The organism is Rhizobium sp. SG741 (genome assembly GCF_012275435.1).
GTDB classification, from domain to species: domain Bacteria; phylum Pseudomonadota; class Alphaproteobacteria; order Rhizobiales; family Rhizobiaceae; genus Rhizobium; species Rhizobium lusitanum.
On sequence record NZ_JAAZQP010000001.1, the window covers coordinates 515917 to 541234 of the forward strand.

The 25318-nt window shown below is 61.6% G+C and carries 26 protein-coding genes; 14 read left to right on the forward strand and 12 right to left on the reverse strand.

The window, feature by feature from the left end; genetic code table 11:
• Positions 1-79 precede the first annotated feature (79 nt).
• Complete coding sequence (locus FHT29_RS02635) at positions 80-1012, forward strand: VOC family protein (protein WP_037195278.1); 933 nt, start codon at positions 80-82, stop codon at positions 1010-1012.
• Between the two features lie 13 nt (positions 1013-1025).
• On the forward strand, positions 1026-1637 hold the full coding sequence (locus tag FHT29_RS02640; RefSeq protein ID WP_047562369.1) for an alpha/beta hydrolase: 612 nt from the start codon (positions 1026-1028) through the stop codon (positions 1635-1637).
• 34 nt (positions 1638-1671) lie between these two features.
• On the opposite strand, the gene FHT29_RS02645 is transcribed toward FHT29_RS02640, so the two are convergent.
• A complete protein-coding gene (locus FHT29_RS02645) occupies positions 1672-2097 on the reverse strand; it encodes a hypothetical protein (RefSeq protein ID WP_047562371.1) in 426 nt (141 codons plus the stop codon).
• Positions 2098-2341: 244 nt separating this feature from the next.
• Here FHT29_RS02645 and FHT29_RS02650 point away from each other — a divergent pair, with 244 nt between their 5' ends.
• From FHT29_RS02650 to FHT29_RS02660, 3 genes are all read left to right on the forward strand, one after another.
• The gene (locus FHT29_RS02650; RefSeq protein WP_210255354.1) at positions 2342-3241 is read left to right on the forward strand and encodes a DMT family transporter; all 900 of its coding nucleotides are present in this window, start codon (positions 2342-2344) and stop codon (positions 3239-3241) included.
• Positions 3242-3302: 61 nt separating this feature from the next.
• Positions 3303-3692: a RidA family protein gene (locus tag FHT29_RS02655; protein WP_047562373.1), complete on the forward strand. Its 390-nt coding sequence runs from the start codon at positions 3303-3305 to the stop codon at positions 3690-3692.
• Positions 3693-3758: 66 nt separating this feature from the next.
• Positions 3759-4487: a class I SAM-dependent methyltransferase gene (locus tag FHT29_RS02660; RefSeq protein ID WP_037195270.1), complete on the forward strand. Its 729-nt coding sequence runs from the start codon at positions 3759-3761 to the stop codon at positions 4485-4487.
• 10 nt (positions 4488-4497) lie between these two features.
• Here FHT29_RS02660 and FHT29_RS02665 read toward each other — a convergent pair whose 3' ends face one another.
• From FHT29_RS02665 to FHT29_RS02690, 6 genes are all read right to left on the reverse strand, one after another.
• On the reverse strand, positions 4498-5079 hold the full coding sequence (locus tag FHT29_RS02665; RefSeq protein WP_037195268.1) for an NAD(P)H-dependent oxidoreductase: 582 nt from the start codon (positions 5077-5079) through the stop codon (positions 4498-4500).
• Complete coding sequence (locus FHT29_RS02670) at positions 5076-6485, reverse strand: FAD-binding oxidoreductase (protein WP_168595463.1); 1410 nt, start codon at positions 6483-6485, stop codon at positions 5076-5078. The genes FHT29_RS02665 and FHT29_RS02670 overlap by 4 nt, the downstream gene beginning before the upstream one ends.
• Position 6486: 1 nt before the next feature.
• A complete protein-coding gene (locus tag FHT29_RS02675) occupies positions 6487-7800 on the reverse strand; it encodes a cytosine deaminase (protein WP_047562377.1) in 1314 nt (437 codons plus the stop codon).
• Positions 7800-8666, reverse strand: coding sequence for an ABC transporter permease (locus FHT29_RS02680; protein ID WP_037195262.1), 867 nt, complete (start codon positions 8664-8666; stop codon positions 7800-7802). The genes FHT29_RS02675 and FHT29_RS02680 overlap by 1 nt, the downstream gene beginning before the upstream one ends.
• Positions 8666-9490 (reverse strand): ABC transporter ATP-binding protein, encoded by an 825-nt coding sequence (locus FHT29_RS02685; protein ID WP_047562381.1) that lies wholly within the window; start codon positions 9488-9490, stop codon positions 8666-8668. The genes FHT29_RS02680 and FHT29_RS02685 overlap by 1 nt, the downstream gene beginning before the upstream one ends.
• A 148-nt stretch (positions 9491-9638) precedes the next feature.
• Positions 9639-10655: an ABC transporter substrate-binding protein gene (locus FHT29_RS02690; protein WP_037195258.1), complete on the reverse strand. Its 1017-nt coding sequence runs from the start codon at positions 10653-10655 to the stop codon at positions 9639-9641.
• 184 nt (positions 10656-10839) lie between these two features.
• Between FHT29_RS02690 and FHT29_RS02695 the strand changes: the two genes are divergently transcribed.
• The gene (locus FHT29_RS02695; protein WP_037195451.1) at positions 10840-11808 is read left to right on the forward strand and encodes a LysR substrate-binding domain-containing protein; all 969 of its coding nucleotides are present in this window, start codon (positions 10840-10842) and stop codon (positions 11806-11808) included.
• Here the strand turns inward: FHT29_RS02695 and FHT29_RS02700 are convergent.
• A complete protein-coding gene (locus tag FHT29_RS02700; RefSeq protein WP_047562383.1) occupies positions 11796-12593 on the reverse strand; it encodes a creatininase family protein in 798 nt (265 codons plus the stop codon). The two genes, FHT29_RS02695 and FHT29_RS02700, sit on opposite strands and share 13 nt — an antisense overlap.
• 332 nt (positions 12594-12925) lie before the next feature.
• Here FHT29_RS02700 and rutF point away from each other — a divergent pair, with 332 nt between their 5' ends.
• A complete protein-coding gene (rutF, locus tag FHT29_RS02705; protein ID WP_080760679.1) occupies positions 12926-13456 on the forward strand; it encodes an NADH-dependent FMN reductase RutF in 531 nt (176 codons plus the stop codon).
• 9 nt (positions 13457-13465) lie between these two features.
• On the opposite strand, the gene FHT29_RS02710 is transcribed toward rutF, so the two are convergent.
• Complete coding sequence (locus FHT29_RS02710) at positions 13466-14470, reverse strand: NAD-dependent epimerase (RefSeq protein WP_047562385.1); 1005 nt, start codon at positions 14468-14470, stop codon at positions 13466-13468.
• Between the two features lie 14 nt (positions 14471-14484).
• Entirely contained in the window at positions 14485-15807 is a 1323-nt protein-coding gene (locus FHT29_RS02715) for a UDP-glucose/GDP-mannose dehydrogenase family protein (RefSeq protein ID WP_047562387.1), read from the reverse strand.
• Positions 15808-16125: 318 nt separating this feature from the next.
• Between FHT29_RS02715 and FHT29_RS02720 the strand changes: the two genes are divergently transcribed.
• From FHT29_RS02720 to FHT29_RS02735, 5 genes are all read left to right on the forward strand, one after another.
• A complete protein-coding gene (locus tag FHT29_RS02720) occupies positions 16126-16980 on the forward strand; it encodes a GNAT family N-acetyltransferase (RefSeq protein ID WP_047562921.1) in 855 nt (284 codons plus the stop codon).
• 257 nt (positions 16981-17237) lie between these two features.
• The gene (locus tag FHT29_RS34345; RefSeq protein ID WP_047562389.1) at positions 17238-17570 is read left to right on the forward strand and encodes a methyltransferase domain-containing protein; all 333 of its coding nucleotides are present in this window, start codon (positions 17238-17240) and stop codon (positions 17568-17570) included.
• A gap of 65 nt (positions 17571-17635) precedes the next feature.
• Positions 17636-17797, forward strand: coding sequence for a hypothetical protein (locus FHT29_RS34350; protein ID WP_246702974.1), 162 nt, complete (start codon positions 17636-17638; stop codon positions 17795-17797).
• Positions 17798-18000: 203 nt separating this feature from the next.
• A complete protein-coding gene (locus FHT29_RS02730) occupies positions 18001-19296 on the forward strand; it encodes an adenylosuccinate synthase (protein WP_037195250.1) in 1296 nt (431 codons plus the stop codon).
• Between the two features lie 61 nt (positions 19297-19357).
• Positions 19358-21643, forward strand: a complete 2286-nt coding sequence (locus FHT29_RS02735) for a hypothetical protein (RefSeq protein WP_047562394.1) — start codon at positions 19358-19360, stop codon at positions 21641-21643.
• A gap of 85 nt (positions 21644-21728) precedes the next feature.
• Here FHT29_RS02735 and rpoH read toward each other — a convergent pair whose 3' ends face one another.
• Positions 21729-22637, reverse strand: coding sequence for an RNA polymerase sigma factor RpoH (rpoH, locus tag FHT29_RS02740; protein WP_034503797.1), 909 nt, complete (start codon positions 22635-22637; stop codon positions 21729-21731).
• 373 nt (positions 22638-23010) lie between these two features.
• Complete coding sequence (locus FHT29_RS02745; protein ID WP_047638738.1) at positions 23011-24036, reverse strand: RluA family pseudouridine synthase; 1026 nt, start codon at positions 24034-24036, stop codon at positions 23011-23013.
• 50 nt (positions 24037-24086) lie between these two features.
• Between FHT29_RS02745 and FHT29_RS02750 the strand changes: the two genes are divergently transcribed.
• Entirely contained in the window at positions 24087-24464 is a 378-nt protein-coding gene (locus tag FHT29_RS02750) for a hypothetical protein (protein WP_037195244.1), read from the forward strand.
• A gap of 10 nt (positions 24465-24474) precedes the next feature.
• A complete protein-coding gene (locus FHT29_RS02755) occupies positions 24475-25305 on the forward strand; it encodes an RNA methyltransferase (protein ID WP_047562400.1) in 831 nt (276 codons plus the stop codon).
• Positions 25306-25318: the final 13 nt, after the last annotated feature.

Below are 25318 nucleotides of genomic sequence, written 5' to 3' on the forward strand. Positions count from 1 at the left end.
GCTATCGAAACAGGGCTTCCCGGACCATCTTCTGCCCATGAGAAACGCCTGCCGTCGCAGGCGAGACAAGGGGTTAGAGATGCTCAATCAGATCAAAGGTCTTCACCACGTTACTTCGATGGCTGGAGACGCCCGGACCAACAACAAGTTCTTCACCGATACGCTCGGCCTGCGCCGCGTTAAGAAAACGGTCAATTTCGATGCGCCCGATGTCTATCACCTCTACTATGGTGACGAGACCGGCGCGCCCGGCACGATCATGACCTACTTTCCGTTCCCGAAGATGGCACAGGGTCGCCCAGGCACCGGCGAAGTCGGCAACACCGTCTTCTCCGTTCCGGAAGGTGCGATCGGCTATTGGACCGACCGGCTGGGCAAGCAGGGTGTCGAAGGCTTGAAAGCCGACGAATCCTTCGGTCAGAAGCGCCTGCATTTCGCCGGCCCGGATGGCGATGGCTTCGCTCTCGTCGAAGTCAAGGATGACAGCCGTCAGCCCTGGACCCATGGCGGGGTCGATGCCGAGCATGCCATCAGGGGTTTCCATTCCGTCGCCATGCGGCTGCGGGACGAGGGCGCCACGGCCGAACTGTTGAAATATATGGGTTACGAGGTCGTCGATACGCATGAGGGCGTCAAGCGCCTCGCCATGCCTGGCGGCAACGGTGCCGACTATGTCGACCTTGAAACCATGCCGAATATCAACCGTGCGCTTCCGGGCGCGGGTTCCGTCCACCATGTCGCCTTTGCCGTCGAGAACCGCGCAAAGCAGCTTGAGGTGCGCAAGGCGCTGATGGATACGGGGTACCAGGTCACGCCTGTTATCGACCGTGACTACTTCTGGGCGATCTATTTCCGCACGCCGGGCGGCGTGCTGTTCGAAGTCGCCACCAACGAACCCGGCTTCAACCGTGACGAGGATACGGCCCATCTCGGCGAGGCACTGAAACTGCCTGAGCAGCATGCGCATCTGCGCGCCTTGATCGAGCAGCACCTCGAACCGCTGGAAGGCTAACTGGGAGAGGATCATGACGGATACGACCTATGTGCACCGGCTGAAGGCCGGTGCACCCGGAAAACCCATTCTTTTCACCTTTCACGGCACTGGCGGTGACGAGAACCAGTTCTTCGATTTCGGTGCCCGCTTGCTGCCCGAGGCGACCATCGTGTCGCCGCGCGGCGATGTCTCGGAACATGGTGCGGCGCGCTTCTTCCGCCGGACGGGCGAGGGTGTCTACGATATGGCGGACCTTGCTCGGGCAACGGACAAGATGGCGGCCTATGTCTCGGGCCTTGCGGCCGAATACGGCGCGTCGCAGGTGCTTGGTCTCGGTTTCTCCAACGGGGCCAATATCCTCGCCAACGTGCTGATCGAGCATGGCGATCTTTTCGACGCGGCCGTGCTCATGCATCCGCTGATTCCGTTCCAGCCGAAGGATAATGCCCGGCTGGAGGGCAGGCGTGTGCTGATCACCGCAGGCGAGCGGGATCCGATCTCGCCTGCGCCCGTGACCAAGGCTCTGGCCGATTACTTCGCGCGGCAGGAGGCTGAGACGACGCTCGAATGGCATCCCGGCGGCCACGACATCAGGCCGAACGAGATCGAGGCGATCCGCGCCTTCCTCACGCCTTACGCGTGAGTTTGAATGAGACCCCCGGCCGCTCTGCGGCCGGCTATTTTCCGATCAGGCGCAGCATTGCCTTCGCCTGGGATGCGGCCGCAAGTTTTCCGTTCTCGTCGATATAATCGGTTCCACAGAAACGGTCGAGATTCATCGCATCGGTGCTGTCGGCCTCAGCATGTCTCGCATCGGCAATGACGATGCGCCAGGCGCAGCCGAGCATCTTGTCGGGCTGAATCGCCTCATCGCAGCCGGTACTCAGGCACAATGCGACATGTTTCTGGGCTCGATATCCGCCCGCAATGGCCTCGTCATAGTCGGCCTTCCACGTATCGCGCGTGTATTGGCAACGGGCCGGATTGCTGCTCTGGCTGCATTGCACCGTCGTATCGACATAGGTCTGCGCCGGCGGCCAAAGAGGACCATCGGTCAGGCTGACGCAGCCGCATGCGAACAAGGTGGCTGACAGCAAGCGCAATTGATTCTCCCTGAACCGAAACCCATGCGGACCGTAAAGCGGCAGAGAATATCTGCAAGATGAATGTGATCGGGTCCGTGTTCAAGACGACATCGACCATCCGCCACTCAACTGACGGGACCTGGCGTGGCCTTCCTGCAACCCTCACAATCTTCCGGCATCCGCGACATGGAGCGGCGCAAGCTTTGCTTGTGGGTATCATCGCCGCTCGCTAATGATCTGCCGCTAAGGGACGGGGGAGTTGATGGTGACGCTGGCGGAACAGCAGCAATACAGGCTGGGCGTGACCTATGTGGCGCTTTCGGCGCTGGCATGGTCGACCTCCGGTCTCTTCGTGCGGGCGATCCATGCGGACTTCATGACCATCCTCTTCTGTCGTGGAATAGTCTCAGGCCTGGGCGTATTCACGCTGTTTTTCTACATCGAACGCCGCAACGCCTGGCGCATCCTGCGCTCTATGCGCGGCCCTTCGCTGGCGGCGACGATCTTTTCCACGGCGTCCATGATAAGCGGTATCGGCTCGATCTATTATACCTCGGTCGCCGATGCCATGGTCATCTACGCGACCGTGCCCTTTGTTACCGCGGGCGTTGCCTTTCTCTTCATCGGCGAGCGTCCGAACATGCGGACGCTGGTTGCCAGCGGCATCGCCTTCATCGGCGTCCTCGTCATGCTTTCGGGACATGCGAGCGACGGGGGCAGCTGGCTCGGCAAGGTTCTCGCCGGCGTCATGACACTGACGGTCGCCGGTCTCGCCGTTGTCATGCGTCAGCATCGCAATGTGCCGATGCTGCCGGCCATGGCTTTGTCGGCCTGGCTGTGCTCCTTCATTACTTTCTGGTTCGCTTCGCCGCTTGCGCTGTCGGGACAGGATCTCGGCCTGATCATCGCTTTTGGCATCATTCAGAATGCAATGGGCCTCAGCCTTTACACATTCGGCTCGCGGCTGGTTCCGGCCTCGGATGCCGCCCTGCTGACGGCGCTCGAAGTGCCGCTGACGCCGCTCTGGGTCTGGATGGCCTTTGCCGAGCGCCCGTCGACGGCGACGTTGATCGGCGGCCCGATCGTGCTGGCTGCACTCTTCGGTCATATCCTGTTGGAGGTCCGTCGAAATCGGGTGGTTACTTCAGCACAAGCGCATTGAACGGCTTGTCGGCTTGGCCTCAAAATGCTGAAATCGGTCCGATCACGAGGAATCGCTATCGATGAAGAAGGTATTCAACCCACCGTCTGTCCGACGCCCCTTCGGCAATTACAATCACGGCCTGCTGGTGCCGCCGGGCGCCAGTCTTCTTGTCACATCCGGCCAGCTCGGCATCGGCCTCGATGACCGAATCCCGCATGACGTTACCTCTCAGGCCGAGATGTGTTTCCGGGCAATCAAGGCCATTCTCGACGATGCAGGCATGAGCTTCGCCGACGTCATCCGCATCGCCGGTTTCGTCACCACACGCGAGGATTTCCCCGCCTATATGGCCGTGCGCGACCGCTATACGCTGGATCCGAAGCCGGTTTCGACGCTGCTGATCGTCGGCGGGTTTACCCGATCAGAGTTTCTGGTAGAGGTCGAGGTCACGGCAGCGAAGGTGATGTAACCTCAGCGCTTCCGACTCCGGTGTTGGCGCTGTCGGATCGAACCTGCCGATCTTCAGGAGACTGGCGTGACCCAGAATATCTACGACGATCCAGGCTTTTTCGAAGGTTATAGCCGGCTTCAGCGTTCGGTCGACGGGCTGGCTGGGGCTGCGGAGTGGCCGGCTATTCGCGCCTTGCTGCCGGATCTGCATGCCCTCGATGTCGTCGATCTCGGTTGCGGCTTCGGATGGTTCTGCCGATGGGCGGCCGAGCACGGCGCCGCCGGCGTGCTGGGGCTCGATGTGTCGGACAACATGCTTGCGCGTGCCCGCGCCGAGACGACGGATGCCCGCATTCGCTACGACAAGGCGGATCTGGAAAGGCTGCAGCTTCCGGCCGGCGGCTTCGATCTCGTCTACAGCTCGCTCGCCTTCCACTATATCAAGGATTTCGCCGGGCTTCTGATCAATATCCGCCAGGCGTTGAAGCCGGGCGGACGGCTGATCTTTTCCATCGAACATCCGATCTACATGGCGCCGCGGCAGCCGGAATGGCTGGTCGGCGCGGATGGCGGCAAGGTCTGGCCGCTGAATGCCTATCAGATCGAGGGGCCGAGGGTGACGAACTGGCTCGCCGAAGGCGTTGTCAAGCAGCATCGCACCATGGGCACGACGCTCAACCTGCTGATAAAGTCGGGCTTCACTATTGCGCATGTCGAGGAGTGGTCGCCGAGCGATGCGGAACTTGCCTTGCATCCGGAGTGGGCGATCGAGCGCGAGCGGCCGATGTTCCTGCTGATCTCGACCCGGACCTGAGGCTGGAGCGTCAGAACCGCCCCATTTCCTGCTTCACCTTTTCAAGGAACCGCCCTCTCGTCTCGTCGGTCGAGCGGTTCATGTCGTAGTGGGCGAGGAAGACGACCGGGGCAAAGGGCTTGATCTGCGCCCGCAGGACACGCTTGACGATCTTCTTCGGCGGATTGCCGGCGATGAAGGCGCGGAAGGGATCGGCGCCATAGGTGAGCACCGCGCCGAGCTTGCGGATATGCTGCAGCTTGGAGCGCACCTTGCCGTCGACGAGCTCGAAGGAGACGCCGGGGAGCCAGACGCGGTCGAAATAGCCTTTCAGAATGGCCGGAAAGCCGAAGTTCCAGACCGGCGTGACGATGACAAGCGCTTCTGCGCGCTCCAGCCGTTCGACGTAGGGCTTCACCACCTCGGTATTGTCGGGATAGTCGTGATAGATCATGCGATCGCGGCGAGACAGCACGGGATCGAAGCCCTCGGCATAGAGGTTGCAGTCATCGACGTCGTGGCCGGCGGTCTTCAGGCTCTCGATGGTTTGCCGGTGCAGCGCCGCACCGAAGCTTTCCTCCACCGGATGCGAATGAAGGACGAGAACCTTCATGAGGCCTCCATCAGCGCCGCAAGGCCGGGGAAGAGGTAGTTCTTGCCTGACTTGAAGTCGAAATTCGGATCGTCCCAGGCGATCATCTTGCCGGGGTTGAGCAGGCCTTTCGGGTCGGTTTCCCGCTTGAAGGCGAGCTGGACGGCGTCCGTCTGCTTCATACCGCCTTCCTCCAGCGTATAGCGGTGCGGATTGAAGATCGGGCAGCCGTGATCCTGATGGATCTTGATGATCTCCTCGAGCCGGGCTTCGGAGGTGTAGCGCACCAGCGGCAGACCGGAGCACTGGATCTGGCCGTCGAACTTGATGAATTCGAGATGGCCGGGCACCTCGTCACCGAAGATTTCCACCATCTTCTGCACCTTGGCGACATGGTCCGGTCCCGGATACTGCACCTGCAGGTAGGTGATCGACGGATCGACCTTGATGGCGCGTAGCGTCGTATGGTTCCAGGCGAGTTCATAGGCGTGCGGGATGCCCTTCATGCTCTCCACCTTGTCGGAGCGGAAGGTGATCTCACCCTTCTGCTGGCTGGCGAAGGCGACGAAGGGATCCATCGAATGCGGCGCGATCATCAACGCCACGACCGACTGTCCCTCGCGGATATAGGGCTTGTGGCGGGTGAAGTATTCGTGCGGGATGGGTGCTGCGATCGGTGCGATTTCCTTGACCAGTATGCCGTTGCACTTGGCGAGAGCATCGGAGAAGCGCACGGCAGACATGAAGTCGTCATAGCCGACCAGCACGTCCACCCAGTCATAGGCGGGCGCCAGCGGCATTTCGATCTCGGTGATGATGCCGTTGGTGCCATAGGCATGGCTGACCTTGGTCAAATCCCAACCGGTCAGGTCGAGAACGCGCGGTTCTGCTTCCATGGTGACGACGCGCAGGCGCAGGATATTGCCGAGATCGCGTAGCCCGCCCCAGGTGATGGAGCCGACGCCGCCGGAGCCGCCGGCGATGAAGCCGCCGATCGTCGCCGTCTGTGCGGTCGAGGGGTGGAAGCGCAGCTCTTGGCCGGAATGGGCCTTGGTCTGGCGGTCGAGTTCGGCAATGACGATGCCGGGTTCGCAGATGACGCGGCCGGGATGGATCTCCCTGACCTTGTTCATGGCCGCAAGGTTGAGCACGATGCCGCCGGAGAGCGGCATAGCCTGGCCGTAATTGCCGGTGCCGGCGCCGCGCGGCGTTACGGGCACGTCATGCGCATAGGCGACCTTCAGCGTGCGGATCACCTCTTCCTCGGTCTTCGGCGTGACGACGAGGTCGGCGGTGACATTGTCGAGCTGCGCTTTCAGGATCGGCGAATACCAATAGAAGTCGCGGCTCTTCTGGCGCACGAGCGCCGGATTGTCTTCGACGGCGATGCCTTCGAGTTCCTTCTTGATGCGCTGATAATCCGGCATTTTACGCTCCAATGACGCTGTCGAGTTCACGATAGTCCGGCAGGCTCCGGTCGATCACCTTGCCCTTGCGAAGGACGACGCGGTCGGACTGTGGGCGGGAGAGGAATTCGCTCCAGCGCCGGGCGCTGAAGAGGACGAGGTCGGCAGGACCGCCGACGGCGATGCGGCCGATGTCCGGGCGACCAAGGATGCAGGCGGGAGAGGTGGTGACGACGCGCGCGGCCGTGTCCAGCGGATGGTCGAGATGCAGGATGCGCACGGCTTCCCGGAACACCTCAACAGGGTCGAGATCGCCATAGGCATAGAAGGGATCGCGGGTATTGTCGGAGGAGACGGCTGTGGGTACGCCGGCCGCGGCAAGCTCGTGCAGCAGGGTGACGCCACGCCAGCGCGGTGTGCGACCCACATGGCGGTCCTGGAGATACATGTTGCACATCGGCAGGGAGACGATGGAAATCCCGGCCTTGGCGACGAGATCGATGGTGGCGCGGGCCACATCCTCGTCCTGGCGGGCGAGCGAGCAGCAATGCCCGGCGGTGACCTTGCCGGTGAAGCCATTGCGGAGCACGGCTTCGGCAATCGCCTTCAGCGTCAGCACCTCTCTGTCCTCGGTCTCGTCGACATGCAGATCGATGTCGAGGCCGTTGTCGGCAGAGGCGCGGATCAACTTGTCGAGCTGCGCATCGATGTCCGGGTTCATCTGCGTGACGCCGCCCATCAGGCCGCCCGCATCGCGCACGACGCCGAGCAGATCCGCGAAGAAGGCATCGTCCACCATGCTGTCGAGCGGGAAGAGGGCGACGGCCTGCAGCGCGATCCTGTCTTTCCAGGCCTCGCGGACCGACGTGAAGACCTCCAAGGAAATGCGGTGCTGAGGCGCCAGCGAATCCAGGTGGGTGCGGATCAGGCCGGTGCCGTGGGCGTAGGCTGAGCGCAGCGAGAACTCCATGCGCTTGCGCACATCGTCGGCCGACCAGTTGGCTTCCCGGTCGGAGCGCACGGCATCGAGCGCGCCCATGAAGCTGCCGTCCGGATTGGAGCGTCGCTCCCATATATGGCCCTTGTCGAGATGGGTGTGCATGTCGACGAAGGTCGGCCAGATCATGCCTTCCTTCATATCGACCTTGGCATATTCAGCCGGCGCGGTGCCGGCCGGCAGGATATCCTTGATCAGGCCGTCCGCGACGACGATATCGGCCCTGACGAGCCCTTCGCTGGCGAGTGCTCGAAAGCCGGACAGCGTCACGGCGGGAACGGTGGCGTTGCTCAGCACGAAGCGGGCGGCATTCGGCGGCGACATGAAGGCGTGGGACATCAGTTCTCCCGCTTGAGGCTGCTCTCATGCCAGCGATGCAGGCTCAGCCATGAGATGAAGGAGGTGAAGGCGAAGATGGCGACGCCGAGCGCCGACAACAGCAGCAAGGCTGCAAAGAGGCGCGGCATGTTCTGGCGGTATTGCGCTTCGAGCAGGCGAAAAGCCAGGCCGGAATTGGGACCGCCGGAGCCGGCGGCAAATTCCGCGACGACGGATGCGATGAGCGACAGGCCGCCACCGATCCGGAGTCCCGTCATGAAATAGGGCTGGGCGGCCGGCAGCTTCAGATGCAGCAAGGCCTGCCAGCGCGAGGCCCCATAGAGATCGAAGAGATTGAGCAGATTGTGATCGACGCTCTTCAGCCCTTGCACCATGTTGGACAGGATCGGGAAGAAGGCGACGAGGAAACCGCAGATCAGCAGCGCCGACTCGCGGGTCGGCGCGTAGATCAGGATCAGCGGCGCGATCGCCACGATCGGCGTGACCTGCAGGATGACCGCCAGCGGATAGAAGGCGAGCTCGATCCAGCGCGACTGCACGAGGAAGATGGCAAAGCCGACGCCGCCGATGAGCGCCAGCACCAGCGATATGAAGGTGATCTGGGTGGTCACCCACAATGCCGGCCACAGGATGCCCCAGTCGGAGACGAGCGCCTTGGCGACGGCGATCGGGCTCGGCAGGATATATTGCGGGATGTCGGCGCCGACGACGAGGAGCTGCCAGAGGGCGACCAGGACGACGACGGTCAGCACCGGCACGGTGACGCCGAGGAGGCGCTCAGCGTTCCTTTTCCTGATTGCCGGCGCAGGCGGTGCCTCGGAGGCGTTGGTGGAAAGATCGGCGGGCAGGCTGGTGCTGTCGCTCATCAATGGGCCTCCGGCCAGCCGATGGCCTCGATCAGGGAGAGGGAGACTTTCTCGCAAACCTGCCGGTACTCTTCCGATGACCTGTAGAGAGGGTCGCGCTCGCCGCTGGTCACCAGTGGGAAATCCGTGTGGACACGGCCGGGACGGGCCTTCATGACGACGATGCGGTTGGAGAGATAGGCGGATTCATAAACGGAGTGGGTGACGAAGATGACGGTGATACCCGTTGTCTGCCAGAGGCGCAGGACGTCATCATTGAGCTTCTGGCGGGTGATCTCGTCGAGCGCAGCAAAGGGTTCGTCCATCAGCAGCAGCTTCGGCTTGGTGATCAGAGCGCGGGCGATCGAGACACGCATTTTCATGCCGCCGGATAATTCGCGCGGATAGGCCTCGGCGAAATCCTGAAGGCCGACCGTCGCCAAAGTCTCCATGATCTGCTCATACGCCGCCGCCTTCGAAACCCCCCGCAGCTTCAAGGGCAGATGGACATTGCCGAAGACCGTTTTCCAGGGGAGAAGCGTCGGTTCCTGGAAAACGAAGCTGATATCGCCGTCCGGAAGACCCTTGGCGTTGATGCGCGAACTCGGCCAGTCGATCCTGCCGCCTGAGGCGCCGCCGAGGCCGGCGATAATGCGCAACGCCGTCGACTTGCCGCAACCGGAGGGGCCGAGCAGGCTGATGAACTCGCCGCTCTCCACGTTGATCGACATGCCGGAAAGCGCCAGCGTGCCGTTGGAGAAGACTTTGGAGACCTGCTCCATGACAACAAGCGGCCGCTTGCGGGTCTCTGGTTTGGTAATCGTAGTGGCTTCAGACAGGGTCATGGTTCGGCTCTTTGTTGATCCACCCTCCCCTTGAGGGGAGTGTCGGAGCAAGGCTCCGGGGTGGGGTGATCCTTCGGAATCTCGGAGCGTCAAGCCCACCCGCCGCTTTGCGGCGACCTCCCCCCTCTCAAGGGGGAGGTGCTAAAACTTACTTCTTCAGGGCCATTCCAAATCCCTTGCAGACGAATTGCGGATCGAACGCCTTCTTGTAGTCGATGTCGGCATCGAAGACCTTGATCTGCACCATCTCGTCGAAAAACTTCTTGTAGTGCGCATCGGTAATGCAGCCGATGCCCTTGTCGAGCGCTTCACCGGACTCGACAATGCCGTATTCCTTCATCTTGGCGATGGAATAGGCGATCTGGCCGTCCGTCATGTCGGGATTGTCCTTCTTGATCAGATCGTTGGCCGCCTTGTTGTCACCGTAGAGATAGTTGTACCAGCCCTCGATCGAGGCGTTGACGAAGCGCTGCACCAGATCGGGGTTTTTCTGAACCAAGGAGGTCTGGGTCGTGATCATCGTCGAATAGGGCGAATAGCCGGCGTCGGCGATCAGGAAGACTTTCGGCTTCCAGCCGGTCTGCTTTTCGATCTCATAGGGCTCGGAGGTCAGATATCCCTGCTGGGCGGACTGCTTGTCGGCCAGGAACGGCGCCGGGCTGAAGTTGTAAGGCTTGAACTGCTCGTCCTTGAAGCCGGAATAGTTCGCCTTCATCCATTCGAAATAGGTGATGTAGCCGTCCTTGCTCATGAACAGCGTCGGCAGCTTGGCAAGATCCTCGAACTTCTCGACACCGGCATCCGGATGGGCGATCAGCACCTGCGGATCCTTCTGGAAGATCGCGGCGACGTCGACGACCGGGATGCCCTGCTTCACCGCGTCGATTTCCTGCTGTGGTCCGCCCATGTAGAAATCGATCTTGCCGGAAATCAGCAGCGCCGAGTTGGCGGCATTGGGGCCGCCCTGGACGATCGTCACGTCTAGACCGTATTTCTTGTAGGTCCCGTCGGCGACGGCTTGATAGAAGCCGCCATGTTCCGCCTGGGCGAGCCAGTTGGTGCCGTAGGTGACTTTGTCGAGAGCATTTGCGGGCTCTGCAGCGGCGATGGCGGCCGATAGGCCGATGACGGCGAGAAATGCTTTTGTCTTCAATGCCCTAAACATGGCTGACTGTTCCCCTTATCTGCCATGGGACGCCGCCAGTGACGCCCATTTTCTGCATTTGAGCGGTTGCGTTGCGCTTTGAAAAGCATCAAAATTCGTGCGCATTGATGCCTTTTAGGCATCTGTCCCTGGGTCTGTGCCTAAATTGTGCGGCCTGGGCAAAATTTATGCAATGGGGATGCGCATGCTGCACTCGAGACGGCTTCTTTACATCAACGAAATCGCCCGCTGTGGCTCGATCCGCAAAGCAGCGGCACGGCTCAACGTCGCTTCATCGGCGATCAACCGGCAGATTCTGGCGCTGGAGGAAGAAATGGGCGCTCCACTCTTCGAACGCCTGCCGCGCGGCCTGCGGCTGACGGCGGCCGGCGAGCTCTGCATCGAGCACATTCGCGACGTGTTGAAGAACTACGAGCGGCTGGAGGGACGCATCCGCAGCCTCAAGATGCAGCAGGCAGGCAAGGTCCGGATCGTGGCGACGGTCGGACTGGCGTCAGGGCCGTTGCCAGAGATCATCGCGCGCTTTCTCGCCGAGCATCCGCGCGTCTTCATTCAGCTGCGCAACGATTCCGGCTCGACGACAATGGCGCCGGTGCTTTCGGGCGAAGTCGATATCGGCCTCGGCTTCAACATACCGGCGACGCCCGGCATCCGCTCGCTCGGCAATTTCGACATTCCGATCGGCGTCGTGCTGCCGCCCGGCCATCCCCTGATCGGGCCGGGGCCGATCAACCTCGCTGATGTCGTGGAGGAGCGCTTGCTGCTGGCGCAGCCGGGCACCAGCCTCAGGGACGTTATCAATCTGACGCTGGCGCGTCTCGCCGTGCAGGTCGAGCCGGTGCTGGAGAGCAATGCATCGGAAATGCTGAAGCAATTGGTCAAGTGCGGGGCAGGGCTGACGCTGCTCAATCCTCTCGACGTCATCACCGATTGTCGGCGCGGCGAACTGGTGTTCCGGCCGATTGCCGAACCACATTCACGGTCTCAGCCCATGAAGCTCTTTGCCCGAACGCGTGCGCCGCTCGATGCCGCAACCAGCCTGTTCGTCGAATATCTGCTCGCCGAACTGGCCGGAATGGTCGAGGAATTGCAGGCGAAGGGGCATATCATCCTGCCCTCGGAACGCCGCCGCGCGGATGCTTATTTCGAATAAAGGTTGGAGAGCGGATAGTCGCGAAGATCGCGCAGCATCTCGATGAAGCCTGCGATCTGATGCCGGCAGATGAGCGCGCCCTTTTCCGCCGTGCCGTTGGCGGCATTGCCGACGACGCCGTTCGGGTTGAGGTCGTGCGCGATCCAGGCAAGCGAATGCGGCGGCAACGGCTGCAGATATTTGGAATGTTCCTTCATCCATTCCGCCTTGGAGGCGAAATTCTCAGCCTTGTCCATCCGCACGAGTTCGGGCCGGAAATGCAGCATGAGCGAGGTTTCGACATCGCCGCCGTGGATGCCGAAACGCTGTTCATGCTCGTCGATCATGCCACCTGGCGTGCCGAAGCGCGTCCATTGGGTGGCGACGACGGCCATCTGATGGCGCACGCGCAGCTCGCGCGCGACAATGCCCATGATATCGAGATTGCCGCCATGGGAATTGACGATCACCAGCTTGCGAATGCCGGCTTCGGCGACTTTCGCGCCAATTGCGGTCCAGACCGGGATCAGCAGCTCCGCGCCGAGCGACAGCGTGCCGGGCCCGTAGATATGTTCGTTGGCCTTGCCGATTTCCTGCGTCGGCAGCACAAGGAAATCCAGATCGTCGGGGCGCTGAACCTTCAATTCCGCCAGCATGCCCTCGGCGATCGCGACATCAGTCGCAATCGGCAGATGCGGGCCATGCTGTTCAGTCGAGGCGATCGGCAGGATGGCGATCGTGGTATCGGGCGAGAGGCCGGCGAAATCATAGGTATTGAGTTCGTTCCAATAAAAGGGCTTTGCCATTTGCCATATCCTCTCGTCTGCATCTTGTGGCTAAACGGATACGGTAAGGATGATGGCGGTGGAAAGCATCAATTTGCGGGCGTGCCGCTGCCTTTTTGCGTGCACTTGCAATGCACGGCCATCGCAAGCCGCAAGTTTTGGCATTCCGCTTGCATGTAACAGGCGGAAATACCCTGGATGTCAGCGGGAGGGATTGCTTTTCCTATTGTTGATAGATTTTATAGAAAACTAATTGCTTATTGGATGCCGCTTCCGTGAAACGCCGTTGCTTGAGATAAGCGCCTCGACCCGATACGTTGGATCATCCGGCGCGAGTTGTGGGGATAGTGGGAATGAACATGAAAACGTCCGTGGCGATCGAGAATGCGGTGCCTGTTGCCGATCCCGATGCTGTGCGAGCCGAATTTCGCAACGCCATGGCGCGAATGGCCGCAGCGGTTAACATCGTCACGACCAACGGCCCTGCCGGACTGGCTGGTTTTGCCGCGACCGCCGTCTGCAGCGTCACCGACAGCCCGCCGACCTTGCTCGTCTGCCTCAATCGTGGTGCTTCAGTGCATCCGGCGGTGACTGAGAATGGGGTGCTCTGCGTCAACGTCCTATCCGAGGCACATCAGGATCTTTCGCGCCTTTTCGGCGGCAAAACGCCGGTCGAGGAGCGCTTTGCGGCCGCTGCATGGTCAGAATTGGCCACTGGCGCGCCCGTACTGGAGGATGCGCTCGTCTCGTTCGACTGCCGCATCGTGCGCCAGGCCGATGGCGGAACGCACGACATTCTGATGTGTGAAGTCGATGCTATCCGCCTCCGTGACGGCGGGCAGGGACTTATCTATTTCGACCGAGCCTATCACCCGGCCGGATAGTCGTTTTCCTCAATAATTTTCCTGATACCACTCGACGAAGCGGCGCACGCCCTCGTCGACTTCGATCTGCGGCTTGAAGCCGGTCAACGCCACCAGCAAGTCCGGAACGGCATAGGTATTGTGCACGTCGCCGGGCTGCATCGGCAGCATCTGGCGGATCGCCTTCTTGCCGAGCATGGTCTCGATGGTCTCGACGAACGTCATCAACCCTACGGGCTGGCCGCCGCCGATATTGACGACGCGGAAGGGGGCGTTCTTCGACAGCGTATCGGTGATCGTATCCGATACGACCCGGTTTTCTTCCGATGGAATGACGTCGATCAGCCTGATGATACCTTCGACGAGATCGTCGATATAGGTGAAATCGCGGCTCATCTTGCCTTCGCCGTAGATCTCGATCGGCCTGTCGTTCCTGATAGCGTCGACGAACTTGAACAGCGCCATGTCCGGGCGACCCCAGGGGCCGTAGACGGTGAAGAAACGGAAGGCGGTCGTGGGCACGTGAAAGAGATGGGCGTAGCTATGCGCCATCAGCTCCATGCTCTTCTTGGTCGCCGCGTAGATCGTCATCTGCTCGTCGGCCTTGTCGCTTTCGGCGAAGGGAATCTTCTCGTTGGCGCCGTAGACGGAGGAGGTGGAGGCGAGCAGCAGGTGTTTCGGCTGCAGGTTTCTCGCCAGTTCCAGGACGTTGAACGAGCCGGTGACGTTGGAATCGACGTAAGAGCGCGGATTTTCGAGGCTGTAGCGAACGCCGGCCTGGGCCGCGAGGTGGACGATGACGTCAGGTTCCGCCAGCTCTGCGGCGTGATCCAGCGCGGCCTTGTCTTCCAGCATGCCGGTGACGGCTTTGAAGCCGTTGGAGCGTGCCAGGATGGCCGTGCGCTTCTCCTTGAGCTTGACGTCGTAATAAGGCGTCATGCCGTCGAAACCGACGACGAAGTGGCCTTCGTCGAGCAGGCGCTTTGCAAGATGGAAGCCGATGAACCCGGCGGTTCCGGTGATGAGATAACGCATTGGTCGGCCTTTGCTTACAGTTCGGCGCCGTTCATCGGTCTGCCGATACTGGTATAGGCAAAGCCGTGCTTTGTGACCTCCTCATGGCGATAGATATTTCTGAGGTCGACAAGGACGGGCGATTTCATGATGGATTTGAGCCGCGCGAAATCCAGCGCGCGGAACTGGTTCCATTCGGTGACGATGACGAGCGCATCGGCGCCGCGCGCTGCGCCATAGGCGTCGTCGGCATAGGTGATGTTGTCGATCACCAGCCGGGCATTGTCCATGCCTTCGGGGTCGTAGCCCGTTACCGTGGCGCCGGCGTCCTGCAGCGTCTGGATGACAGAGATCGCCGGGCTGTCGCGCATGTCGTCGGTATTCGGCTTGAAGGTCAGGCCGAGGACGGCAATCGCCTTGCCCCTGATATCGCCGCCCATCGCGGCGATCACCTTGCGGCCCATGGCGCGCTTGCGATTATCGTTGATGGAGATGGTGGTTTCGATGAGGCGTACGGGTGTGTCGAAGTCCTGCGCTGTCTTGGCCAACGCCAACGTGTCCTTCGGGAAGCAGGAGCCGCCATAGCCAGGGCCGGCATGCAGGAATTTCGAGCCGATGCGGCCGTCAAGGCCGATGCCGCGCGACACTTCCTGCACATTGGCGCCGACCTTCTCGCAGAGATCTGCCATCTCGTTGATGAAGGTGATCTTCATGGCGAGGAAGGCGTTGGCGGCGTATTTGATCAGCTCCGAGGTGCGGCGGGCAGTGAAGAGCAGCGGCGCCTGGTTGAGGTAGAGCGGCCGGTAGACTTCCGTCATGACACCGCGGGCGCGGTCGTCGTTGAGGCCGATGACGATGCGGTCCGGCCGCTTGAAGTCCTCGATAGCAGCGCCTTCACGCAGGAATTCAGGATTGGAAACCACGGCGACATCGGCCTGTGGATTGGTTTCGCGAATGATGCGCTCGACCTCGTCGCCGGTGCCGACCGGTACGGTCGACTTGGTGACGATGACGGTGAAGCCGTCGACATGCTGCGCGATCTCACGGGCGGCGGCATAAACATAGGAAAGATCGGCATGGCCGTCGCCGCGCCTTGAAGGCGTGCCGACGGCGATGAAGACCACATCGCTGGCTGCGACGCTCGCCTCGACCTCTGTGGTGAAGGAGAGGCGGCCGGCGCGGACATTGTCCGCGACAAGCTGCTCAAGACCGGGTTCGAAGATCGGTATCTCGCCCCGCTGCAGTGCTTCGATCTTGCTCACGTCCTTGTCGACACAAATGACATCATGGCCGAAATCGGCGAAGCAAACGCCGGACACGAGCCCCACATACCCTGAGCCGATCATGGTGATGCGCATGAAATTTCAATCCTTTTGCTGGCGCCGGGTTCAGCGAGTGAACGCGATCCCGGCATTGGCGTTTACCTGCGCTTATACACAGGATCGCCGGTGACGCCTATATGCGATGCTCTTACCCGGAAAGTTGCGACAGGAGTGTTACAAAGACCGGCTTGCGCGGTTACGGCGTTCGGGATGTTGCATTCCGCGCGCGGCGAAAGCTTCCTGCGTTAAGCTTGTCGTCGTCTGTCGCTTGTGATTGGCATCGCGTTGCAGCATGATGAATCGGGCGCAATCGTTCGGCGGGGACGGTTCGAAACGGTGGTTCGGGACTATTGCATGAAATCGACTTTTGCCGTGCGTACAATGCGGGCTGGGGAATTGGAGCTCGCTCTGGAATGGGCTCGGCAGGAGGGATGGAATCCCGGCGTCGATGATGCTCCGGCCTTTTGGGAAGCGGATCCTTCCGGCTTTCTGGTCGGCGCGATTGGAGAGGTGCCTGTGGGATGCATCTCCGTCGTCCGCTATGGCGAGAGCTTTGCCTTTCTCGGCCTTTATATGCTTCATCCGGAGTTTCGCGGCCGAGGATATGGCAAGCAGCTCTGGAACAAGGGCATGGCGCTTGCCGGCGACCGTACCGTCGGGCTGGACGGCGTCGCCGCGCAACAGGAAAACTACAGCCGTCACGGTTTCAAAGCGGCCTATCGAACGCTGCGCTATGGCGGCATTCCCAAAGTGCTCGACGCAGGAGAGCAGGCTGCACAGGTAACGCCGGTCACGCATGGGAAGCTTCAGGGACTATTGGAATACGATGCCGCCATCTTCCCCGGCTTGCGCCATTCCTTCATCAAGGCGTGGTGCGGCTCTCCCGAGAGACGGAAATCCTTCATCGTCGGCGGCGGCAGCAGAGTTCGCGGCTATGGCACCATCCGGCGCTGTTTCGACGGCTACAAGATCGGTCCGCTGTTTGCCAACAAGCCGGAGGTCGCGGCTGCGTTGCTGGCGAGGATGGTGACCGAGGCCAAGGGTGCGCATATCTATATGGATGTGCCGGCTGATAATGCTCAGGCCATCCGGCTTGCAGAGGACTTCGGTCTGTCGCCCATCTTCGAGACGGCGCGCATGTATCGCGGTCAGGCGCCGGAAATACCGCTCGATCGTGTTTTCGGCGTGACCACGCTCGAACTCGGCTAGTTCAGCCCATTGTCGCGCCAGGCGTGTGCGCGATTTTTACCTTAACCAAACGATTAACGGCCGGATCGAGGGCTTAACCAGCCTTGTGATGCTGCAGGTCCGGTGCGACCTGCTATATGGATCGCGTAGGTGCCGTGGGGAATTGGCAACTGATGAGCTGGGGGAATTGAGCAACCGAAGCGTTCATTTTAAAATGGAGTCCAGCCATGCATGTAATGGAAACCGTCAATCGGTAGACCTGGCGTAGTCCCTGGGCCTTGCGGGATTATCGTCGCAGCAGCGGCCATCTCAACGAAGGCGAGCGTGTCGCTTTTGCGATCGCCGCCTCGCAAGCGGGCAGGGCGCGCATCCTCGATATCGGCGTTGGCGGCGGCCGTACAGCCGGGTCCTTCCGTCCGATCGCGAGCGATTATATCGGTATCGACTATACGCCGGAGATGGTCAAGCTTTGCCGCACCAATCATCCCGATCTCCGTTTCGAGCATATGGATGCCGGCTGGAATGGACACCCAATCCGGTACGGCTCGGCCTGCGCACCCTTCGCTACGTCGAGGGCCGCGTTTCCGGTACGTTGCGCCAGCGTCGTCTGAGGCCGCTTGAACAACAGGACGGCGAGCATGCTGTCCTGCTGCACGGCGCGCATGATTTCGGTGTCATGGTCTATGCGACGACGCCCACGCAACTGCAGTCGCAACTGGCCGAAGCCGGCTTCGCCATGCCGGCATTGCTGTTTGATCTGGATGGAAAGGCGATCGGCGCGGTGGCGTCGGCCGAACACGAATATTTCCACGTTGTCGCGCACAAGCCTGGCATTTGACAGAGAATCGGTCTTGGCCGGGTAGGGCGATCTTCAAGCCTATCCGGCCAGCCGGCGGGAAAAATCGTGTTGGGCGCGCGGATTCGTCACGTAAAAAGCCGAATCTCCTGGGACAACAGGGTCGCTTTCCCAAAAACAAAGCTTTATAGATGCGCGGGTTTGAGCAAGGCGCGCCGCCGTGCGCAGGAAGCGGGAATGGAGAAATGACGAACGTAGTAGTGATCGGTTCGCAATGGGGCGATGAAGGCAAGGGCAAGATTGTCGACTGGCTTTCGGAACGCGCCGATGTGATTGTACGCTTTCAGGGCGGCCATAATGCCGGTCATACGCTTGTCGTCGATGGCGTCAGCTACAAGCTCGCGCTCCTGCCCTCCGGGCTAGTGCGCGGCAAGCTGAGCGTCATCGGAAACGGCGTTGTCGTCGATCCTCATCATTTCGTAGCCGAAGTCGATAGGCTGCGTGCCCAGGGTATTGCGGTTACGCCGGATGTCCTGCGCATCGCTGAAAACGCGCCGCTGATTCTGTCGCTGCACCGCGATCTCGACGCTTTGCGCGAAGATGCCGCTTCCAACAGCGGCACGAAGATCGGCACGACGCGCCGCGGCATCGGCCCGGCATATGAAGACAAGGTCGGCCGCCGCGCCATCCGCGTCGTGGATCTGACCGAACCGGAAACGCTGCCCGCGAAGATCGACCGGCTTCTGACCCATCACAATGCCCTGCGCCGCGGCATGGGCCTCGACGAGATTTCCTTCGATGCCCTGCACAACGAGTTGACCTCGGTTGCGGAGCACATTCTTCCTTATATCGATCAGGTCTGGCGGCTGCTCGATGAGCAGCGCAAGGCGGGTGCCCGCATCCTATTCGAAGGCGCACAGGGTGCGTTGCTCGACAACGACCACGGCACCTATCCGTTCGTGACCTCGTCCAACACCGTGGCGGGGCAGGCGGCAGCCGGCTCCGGTCTCGGCCCGACGGCGCTCGGCTATGTGCTCGGCATCACCAAGGCCTATACGACGCGCGTCGGCGAGGGGCCGTTCCCCTGCGAGCTGCATGACGAAATCGGCAAGCACCTGTCGACCGTCGGTCGCGAAGTCGGTGTCAACACCGGTCGCCCGCGCCGCTGCGGCTGGTTCGATGCCGTGCTGGTGCGCCAGACGGTGAAGACCTCGGGTATTACCGGCATTGCGCTTACCAAGCTCGACGTGCTCGACGGCCTTGACGAGTTGAAGATCTGCATCGGCTACAAACTCGACGGCAAGGAAATCGACTATCTGCCGGCAAGCCAGGCCGCCCAGGCTCGTGTCGAGCCGATCTACATCACGCTCGAAGGCTGGAAGGAATCGACCGTAGGCGCCCGCAAATGGGCCGATTTGCCGGCGCAGGCGATCAAGTATGTCCGGCAGGTGGAAGAGCTGATCGGCGCGCCTGTGGCGATGCTTTCGACCAGCCCGGAGCGCGAGGACACTATACTTGTGACCGACCCCTTTGAGGGCTAGAGTTACGGATCAATGACGAATCCCGGCCCGGCTGCTTGCCGGGTATCATGAGAAAGTACTGATGGCGGATTTTGTAGCAGTCATTCGACGGGCCGTGGATGGCCTGACGGAAAACAATCCCGAGATGCGGGTCAAGGTTTACGATCGAGCTCGTGGTGCCGTTCAGCGGCAGCTCGAGAGCATGAAGCCGCGCCCGCCCGAGGAGATGCTGCGCCGCCAGCTGGACAAGCTCGAAGCTGCGATCGTCGAGGTTGAGGCCGAACATGCGGAAGCCTTGCCGGCGACCGATGAGCCAATCGCGGAAGCGCCTGCGATTCACGAGGAGGTCGCGCCCGAGCCAGTTCAGGAGCATCATGCCGTTGCGGAACCTCACGTAGAAGAGCCCGAGCAGGCTCCCGCCGAGGTTCATGCCCATGAGGAGCCCGCTTACGAGGAGCCGGTTGCGGATGTCGAGCCCGACCGGACGCACGAGCACGAGCCTGTAGAAGAATGGAGCGAGCCGCAGCATGCCGCGGCGGAACATCACGCCGAGCTCCACGAAGAGCCGGCTCCCGAACCGGCTTATCATGACGAGCCGAAGGACTATGCTGAGGAAGCGCCGGAGGTTGTTACCGAACCCGCCCACGCCGCCCCGTCATTTCAAGCGAGCAGGGCACCGGTTGACGATGTCATAAGCCAGGTCGAAGAGATTTGGGCGGAGGTTGATGCACCTGCCCGCCGCAGCGCGCCGGAACCAGCGATTTCACAGCCTGACGAGCCCGTGATGCCTGCTGCTGTTTTTGCCGAGATGCCATTCGGCCACGCCGTCGAGCCGGCTGAAGCGGCGAAGGCACCTGCCGGCAACAAGGGCTTCGTATGGGACGCGGATGTTTTCGAGGAGCTTCAGCCGACGCCGGCAGCTCCCCAGCCGGTGCAGCCTGCCCGGCAGGTGCCGGACAACGCCTTTGAAGACGTCGACCTCTTTGCCGACGTGCATTCTTCGTCGAAGGGCGCGCTTGCGAACGAAGCCGCCGGCGATGGCTGGCGCGAGCTGAAGGAGCTCGCCGGTTTCGACAAACGGGGCGAAGACCAGCGAGGCAGCGGTTCTTCCGTTCCGCCCGATCTCGATCAGGCCATGTCGGCAAAGCTGCAGGGCAGAAGCTTCCGCATGGAGCCGAAGCGCCGGCGTTTCAATGCCACCAGCGTCGTTCTCACGCTCGTCGGCCTCGCCATCGTCGGTGGCGGCGGCTATGCCGCCTGGCTCAATCGCGATGCGCTCAACAACATGGTAACGAAACTCGTCAGTTCCGCACCGAAGAACACGTCCGCGGCACCTCCCGCTTCAGATGCGGCAAACAGCAACAGCAGTGCTGCGGCTTCCGCACAGCCATCGGCTGCGCCGGCTCAGACCCAAACCAACGCCGCCGCTGCTCAGCCACCTGCTGCCGGCAATACGGATGTCGCCGCATTGAACAACGACCCCAATACGGTCGCTACGAAATTCACGCAGCGTCTTCGGCCTGACGGTACGGAAGAGGATCAAGGGCCGGCTGCAAACGGCCAACCGGGCGTCGTTGAGGGCAAGTCCGTAGCCGAGCAGAATGTCGCTTCAGCAGCACCCGCTGCCGCAGCAGCGGCGCTGCCTGCTGGCAACGCGGTTGCCGCGCCTCAGACCCAGCCGCCCGTGACCGCCGCGGTTGCCCCGCCGGCTTCGACCGGTCAGCAGGCTCCCGCGGCCCAACCGCAACAGCAGGCCCCAGCCAACCAGCCGCCGCCCGTTACGCAGCAGACGGCTCCGGTCACGGACGGGCAGAAAGTCTTTCTCTATGAGGAGCGCCTCGGTCAGACGTCTCCGGCTGCCTTCGAAGGCACCGTCACTTGGTCGGTACAGGAAGGCAAGGGCGCTGATGGCCGGCCGGAACCTTCGGTCCAGGGCCTTATCAACGTTCCGGAACGCGGCCTGACAGCCACGATCACCGTTTCCCGCAATGGCGACCCTTCGCTGCCGGCAAGCCATCTGATCGAGCTCGCTTTTCAGGTTCCGCCGAATTTCGAGGGTGGTGCGATCGACAACGTCCAGCGCATCGCCCTTAAGTCGACCGAGCAGGATCGTGGCGATGCGCTGATCGCGGTGCCGGCCAAGGTCACCGACGACGTCTACATGGTCGCACTCAACGATTTCCCGGATGCGCGCAAGACCAATCTCGACCTTTTGAAGACCCGCAACTGGATCGACATTCCCGTCGTCTATCGCAACGGCCGCCGTGCCTTGCTGACGATGGAGAAGGGGCCGACCGGCACCGACGCTTTCAACAAGGCGATCGGGGAATGGCAGGCGCTCGGCGGTGTCGCCTCGAGCGGTCAGTAAGCTATTCTCAGTCGATTAATACGAAAAAGGCGGGCCGCGAGGCCCGCCTTTTTCATGTTGTGATGAAACGCTTAAATCGAAAGCGTCAAGCCGTTGCTTCCACGACCCGCAGGGCTTTGGCGCGCTCGAGCGCATCCTTCTGTACCGCTTCCTGAACCTTTTCGAAGGCACGGACTTCGATCTGGCGGACGCGTTCGCGGCTGATATCGAACTCGGACGAGAGGTCCTCCAGCGTCACAGGATCATCGGCAAGGCGGCGAGCCTCGAAGATGCGGCGTTCGCGGTCGTTCAGCACGCCCATCGCGCGCGCCAGCATACGGCGGCGCGTATCAAGTTCGTCCTGCTCGATCAGTACGGCTTCCTGGCTCTCATGATCGTCCACCAGCCAATCTTGCCACTGGCCTGAATCGCCTTCGGAGGCCTTGATCGGCGCATTCAGCGAAGCGTCACCTGAAAGGCGGCGGTTCATCGAAATGACCTCCTCCTCCGAGACGTTCAACTTGGTGGCGATCTCGGAGACATGCTCCGGCTTCAGGTCACCTTCATCGATGGCCTGGATACGACCCTTCAGCCGGCGCAGGTTGAAGAACAGGCGCTTCTGGTTAGCGGTCGTGCCCATTTTCACCAACGACCAGGAGCGCAGGATATATTCCTGGATCGAAGCCTTGATCCACCACATGGCATAGGTTGCCAAACGGAAACCGCGCTCCGGATCGAACTTCTTCACGGCCTGCATCAGGCCGACATTGCCTTCCGACACGACTTCGCCGATCGGCAGGCCATAACCGCGATAGCCCATGGCGATCTTCGCCACGAGACGCAGATGGCTGGTGACGAGCTTGTGTGCGGCCTGACGGTCAGCATGTTCCGCATAACGCTTGGCGAGCATGTACTCTTCCTGCGGTTCCAGCATGGGGAACTTGCGGATCTCGTCGAGATAGCGATTGAGGCCGGCTTCTCCGGCTGCGATGGACGGTAAGGTATTACGGGTCATGAATGCACCCTCCTAATTCGAGATTTGGTTCCTTCTGGGGGCGTATTGCGCGCCTTCTGCGAAGCGGACCAAGGCGTGCGGGTTACGAAAACCCCGCACTGAACCAATGTACAGATAAGTATGGCGAAACGGCGATTCAAGAACAGTGTCACGCAAGTGTTACCCCGACGTGACCGCTCGTCTCGCCGTGATACCGCCCTTGTGATTCTCCTCCCGAATGCTCCGGCACGATAAGTTTCAACCATATCGGCCTCCAAAAACGCGTCCGCGTTTCTGATAACCGAAGGTGCACCGGAGTTCGGCCCTCTGGGAGAGAGTATAGGCCGACAAGGGGCAGGCGTCCAGCCGGGCATTCATCGTGAGGAGTTGCCGCTCATGCGCGGAGCGCAGCTGCCAGGTCTTCCATATCGTCGGGCAGCGGCGCTTCGAAATGCATGATTTCGCCGGTTCGCGGATGTTCGAATTGCAGCATGTAGGCATGCAGGGCCTGGCGCGTGAAGCGATTGACGACTTCCTTTGCCGCCTCCGGCAGAAGATTGGCCTTGGTCTTGAAGCCGCCGCCATAGACGGCGTCGCCCAAGAGCGGATGGCCGATGTGCGCCATGTGCACGCGGATCTGATGGGTCCGGCCCGTCTCGAGATGGCAGTCGACCAATGAGGCGAGGGCGGTCGCATCCGGCGCCTCGTGGAAACGCTCCAGCACTTCGTAATGCGTGATGGCCTCGTCGGCGTCCTGAGAGCCCGGGCGCTTGACAGCGCGCCGTGTGCGGTCGTTGTTCGAACGTCCGAGAGGCGCATTGACGGTACCAATGAGCTGGCGGGGGCGTCCCCAGACGATCGCCTGATAGGCGCGTTCCAGCGATGTCGTCCTGCCGTGATCGGCAAATTGCAGGGAGAGGTGCCGATGGGCGACGTCGTTCTTGGCGACGACCATGACGCCGGTCGTGTCCTTGTCCAGCCGATGCACGATGCCCGGGCGGCGCACGCCGCCGATGCCGGAAAGGCTGTCGCCGCAATGATGGATCAGCGCGTTGACAAGCGTGCCGGTCCAATTGCCGGCGGCCGGATGGACGACGAGCCCGGCAGGCTTGGCGATGACGATGATGTCTTCATCCTCGTAGAGCACGTCGAGCGGAATATCCTCGCCCTGCGGCGTCGGGTCCTCGGGCTCGGGCAGGGTGATCTCGTAGACGTCGCCGGGGCGCACCTTGCGCTTGGCATCGGTCACCGGCTTGCCGTTCAGCAGCACTACGCCTTCTTTGATCAGAGCCTGGACGCGACTGCGGGAAAATTCCTTGCCGAGCTCCGCGGTCAGCCACGCATCGAGCCGGCCTTCGGCGCTTTCATCGGCGGTTAGGACTTTTCTATTGCCCGCGGCTTCTTTAAAGGGGTCGCTCAAACGTATTTCTCCGGCGCTCGAGGGCGCTCTCAATCAGCAAGGACGCATCGATGACAAATCTCGAGCCAGACGATCAAGAGGAAAAGCCCCTCGATCCGGCCCTGGAGAGTGTCCGACGCAAGATGATCCGCCTGCAGATCATCTCCGCGGCCGTCATGGTGGTGAGCCTTATGGCTGTCTTCGGCGCCGTTGTCTACAAGACGATGCGGCCGGCGGCAAAGCCGGCAGGCCAGGCTGCCTCCAACATTCCTTCGGATGCTCCCGTGGCCGTGACGGCTTTGCTGCCGGCGGGCTTCACCGTCCAGTCCACGGCTCTTTCGGCAAACCAGGTGCTGTTTTACGGCACGCTCGCCAGCGGCCAGCGGCAGGCTATCGTCTTCGACTACGGCATCGGCCGCATCGTGGCGACCATATCTCTGTCCAATTGACGGCCGCGCGATGACGAGCGATCGGCTCATCGAGATCACGAATCCTGACGATCCGCGCATCGCCGAGTTCCGTGATATCCGCGAGCGCGATCTGACGGGTCGCGAGAACCGCTTCATTGCCGAGGGTACGGTGGTGCTGCGGCTGCTTGCCGAGGCCCATGCGGCAGGCGGCGAGTTCATCGCCGAAAAGGTGCTGCTGCTGCAAAACCGCGTCGCCGGCCTGGCGGACATCATTGCTGGCCTCCCTCCCGAGGTTCCGGTCCATGTCGCGACATCAGAGGTGCTCGACGGCATCGTCGGCTTCCATCTGCATCGCGGTGTTCTGGCGCTTGGCCGGCGGAAGACGGAAAGCGAACTGAGTGCGTTTCTCGACCGCCTGCCGCAACAGGCGCTCGTGCTTGTCGGTTGCGGCATTTCCAACCACGACAATATGGGTTCCATGTTCCGCAACGCGGCGGTCTTCGGGGCCGATGCGGTGCTGCTCGACGAGAGCTGTTGCGACCCGCTCTATCGAAAGGCGCTCCGGGTTTCCGTCGGCTCCGTTCTGACCATGCCCTATTGCCGGCAGTCGAGCGACGTCCATCTGCTAGCGGCGCTCGCCGATCGCGGCTTTGCGATCTGGAGCCTGTCGCCGCGGGGGGAGGCCGATATTCGCGATGTTCCGCCATCGGACCGCATGGCCCTCGTCGTCGGCACGGAAGGGGATGGTCTGCCGCAGAACATCCTGTCCGCATTCGGCAGCGTGCGGATACCGCAGGCTCCGGGGCTCGACAGCCTCAATGTCGCGACGGCCAGCGGTATCGCGCTTTTCGAGATGGCGTCGAGGATCAAGCGCATCTGAGCGCCGTGCATGC

What these genes read in the sequence shown, in the direction of transcription:
- FHT29_RS02690 (WP_037195258.1), bottom strand. Translation starts at nt 10,655, where the DNA reads ATGTTTAGGGCATTGAAGACAAAAGCATTTCTCGCCGTCATCGGCCTA.
- FHT29_RS02655 (WP_047562373.1), top strand. Translation starts at nt 3,303, where the DNA reads ATGAAGAAGGTATTCAACCCACCGTCTGTCCGACGCCCCTTCGGCAAT.
- FHT29_RS02720 (WP_047562921.1), top strand. Translation starts at nt 16,126, where the DNA reads ATGAAATCGACTTTTGCCGTGCGTACAATGCGGGCTGGGGAATTGGAG.
- FHT29_RS02695 (WP_037195451.1), top strand. Translation starts at nt 10,840, where the DNA reads ATGCTGCACTCGAGACGGCTTCTTTACATCAACGAAATCGCCCGCTGT.
- FHT29_RS02730 (WP_037195250.1), top strand. Translation starts at nt 18,001, where the DNA reads ATGACGAACGTAGTAGTGATCGGTTCGCAATGGGGCGATGAAGGCAAG.
- FHT29_RS02635 (WP_037195278.1), top strand. Translation starts at nt 80, where the DNA reads ATGCTCAATCAGATCAAAGGTCTTCACCACGTTACTTCGATGGCTGGA.
- FHT29_RS34350 (WP_246702974.1), top strand. Translation starts at nt 17,636, where the DNA reads ATGGTCTATGCGACGACGCCCACGCAACTGCAGTCGCAACTGGCCGAA.
- FHT29_RS02640 (WP_047562369.1), top strand. Translation starts at nt 1,026, where the DNA reads ATGACGGATACGACCTATGTGCACCGGCTGAAGGCCGGTGCACCCGGA.
- FHT29_RS02700 (WP_047562383.1), bottom strand. Translation starts at nt 12,593, where the DNA reads ATGGCAAAGCCCTTTTATTGGAACGAACTCAATACCTATGATTTCGCC.
- FHT29_RS02715 (WP_047562387.1), bottom strand. Translation starts at nt 15,807, where the DNA reads ATGCGCATCACCATGATCGGCTCAGGGTATGTGGGGCTCGTGTCCGGC.
- FHT29_RS02755 (WP_047562400.1), top strand. Translation starts at nt 24,475, where the DNA reads ATGACGAGCGATCGGCTCATCGAGATCACGAATCCTGACGATCCGCGC.
- rutF (WP_080760679.1), top strand. Translation starts at nt 12,926, where the DNA reads ATGAACATGAAAACGTCCGTGGCGATCGAGAATGCGGTGCCTGTTGCC.
- FHT29_RS02680 (WP_037195262.1), bottom strand. Translation starts at nt 8,666, where the DNA reads ATGAGCGACAGCACCAGCCTGCCCGCCGATCTTTCCACCAACGCCTCC.
- FHT29_RS02650 (WP_210255354.1), top strand. Translation starts at nt 2,342, where the DNA reads ATGGTGACGCTGGCGGAACAGCAGCAATACAGGCTGGGCGTGACCTAT.
- FHT29_RS02665 (WP_037195268.1), bottom strand. Translation starts at nt 5,079, where the DNA reads ATGAAGGTTCTCGTCCTTCATTCGCATCCGGTGGAGGAAAGCTTCGGT.
- FHT29_RS02675 (WP_047562377.1), bottom strand. Translation starts at nt 7,800, where the DNA reads ATGTCCCACGCCTTCATGTCGCCGCCGAATGCCGCCCGCTTCGTGCTG.
- FHT29_RS02670 (WP_168595463.1), bottom strand. Translation starts at nt 6,485, where the DNA reads ATGCCGGATTATCAGCGCATCAAGAAGGAACTCGAAGGCATCGCCGTC.
- FHT29_RS02735 (WP_047562394.1), top strand. Translation starts at nt 19,358, where the DNA reads ATGGCGGATTTTGTAGCAGTCATTCGACGGGCCGTGGATGGCCTGACG.
- FHT29_RS02685 (WP_047562381.1), bottom strand. Translation starts at nt 9,490, where the DNA reads ATGACCCTGTCTGAAGCCACTACGATTACCAAACCAGAGACCCGCAAG.
- FHT29_RS02710 (WP_047562385.1), bottom strand. Translation starts at nt 14,470, where the DNA reads ATGCGTTATCTCATCACCGGAACCGCCGGGTTCATCGGCTTCCATCTT.
- FHT29_RS02750 (WP_037195244.1), top strand. Translation starts at nt 24,087, where the DNA reads ATGACAAATCTCGAGCCAGACGATCAAGAGGAAAAGCCCCTCGATCCG.
- rpoH (WP_034503797.1), bottom strand. Translation starts at nt 22,637, where the DNA reads ATGACCCGTAATACCTTACCGTCCATCGCAGCCGGAGAAGCCGGCCTC.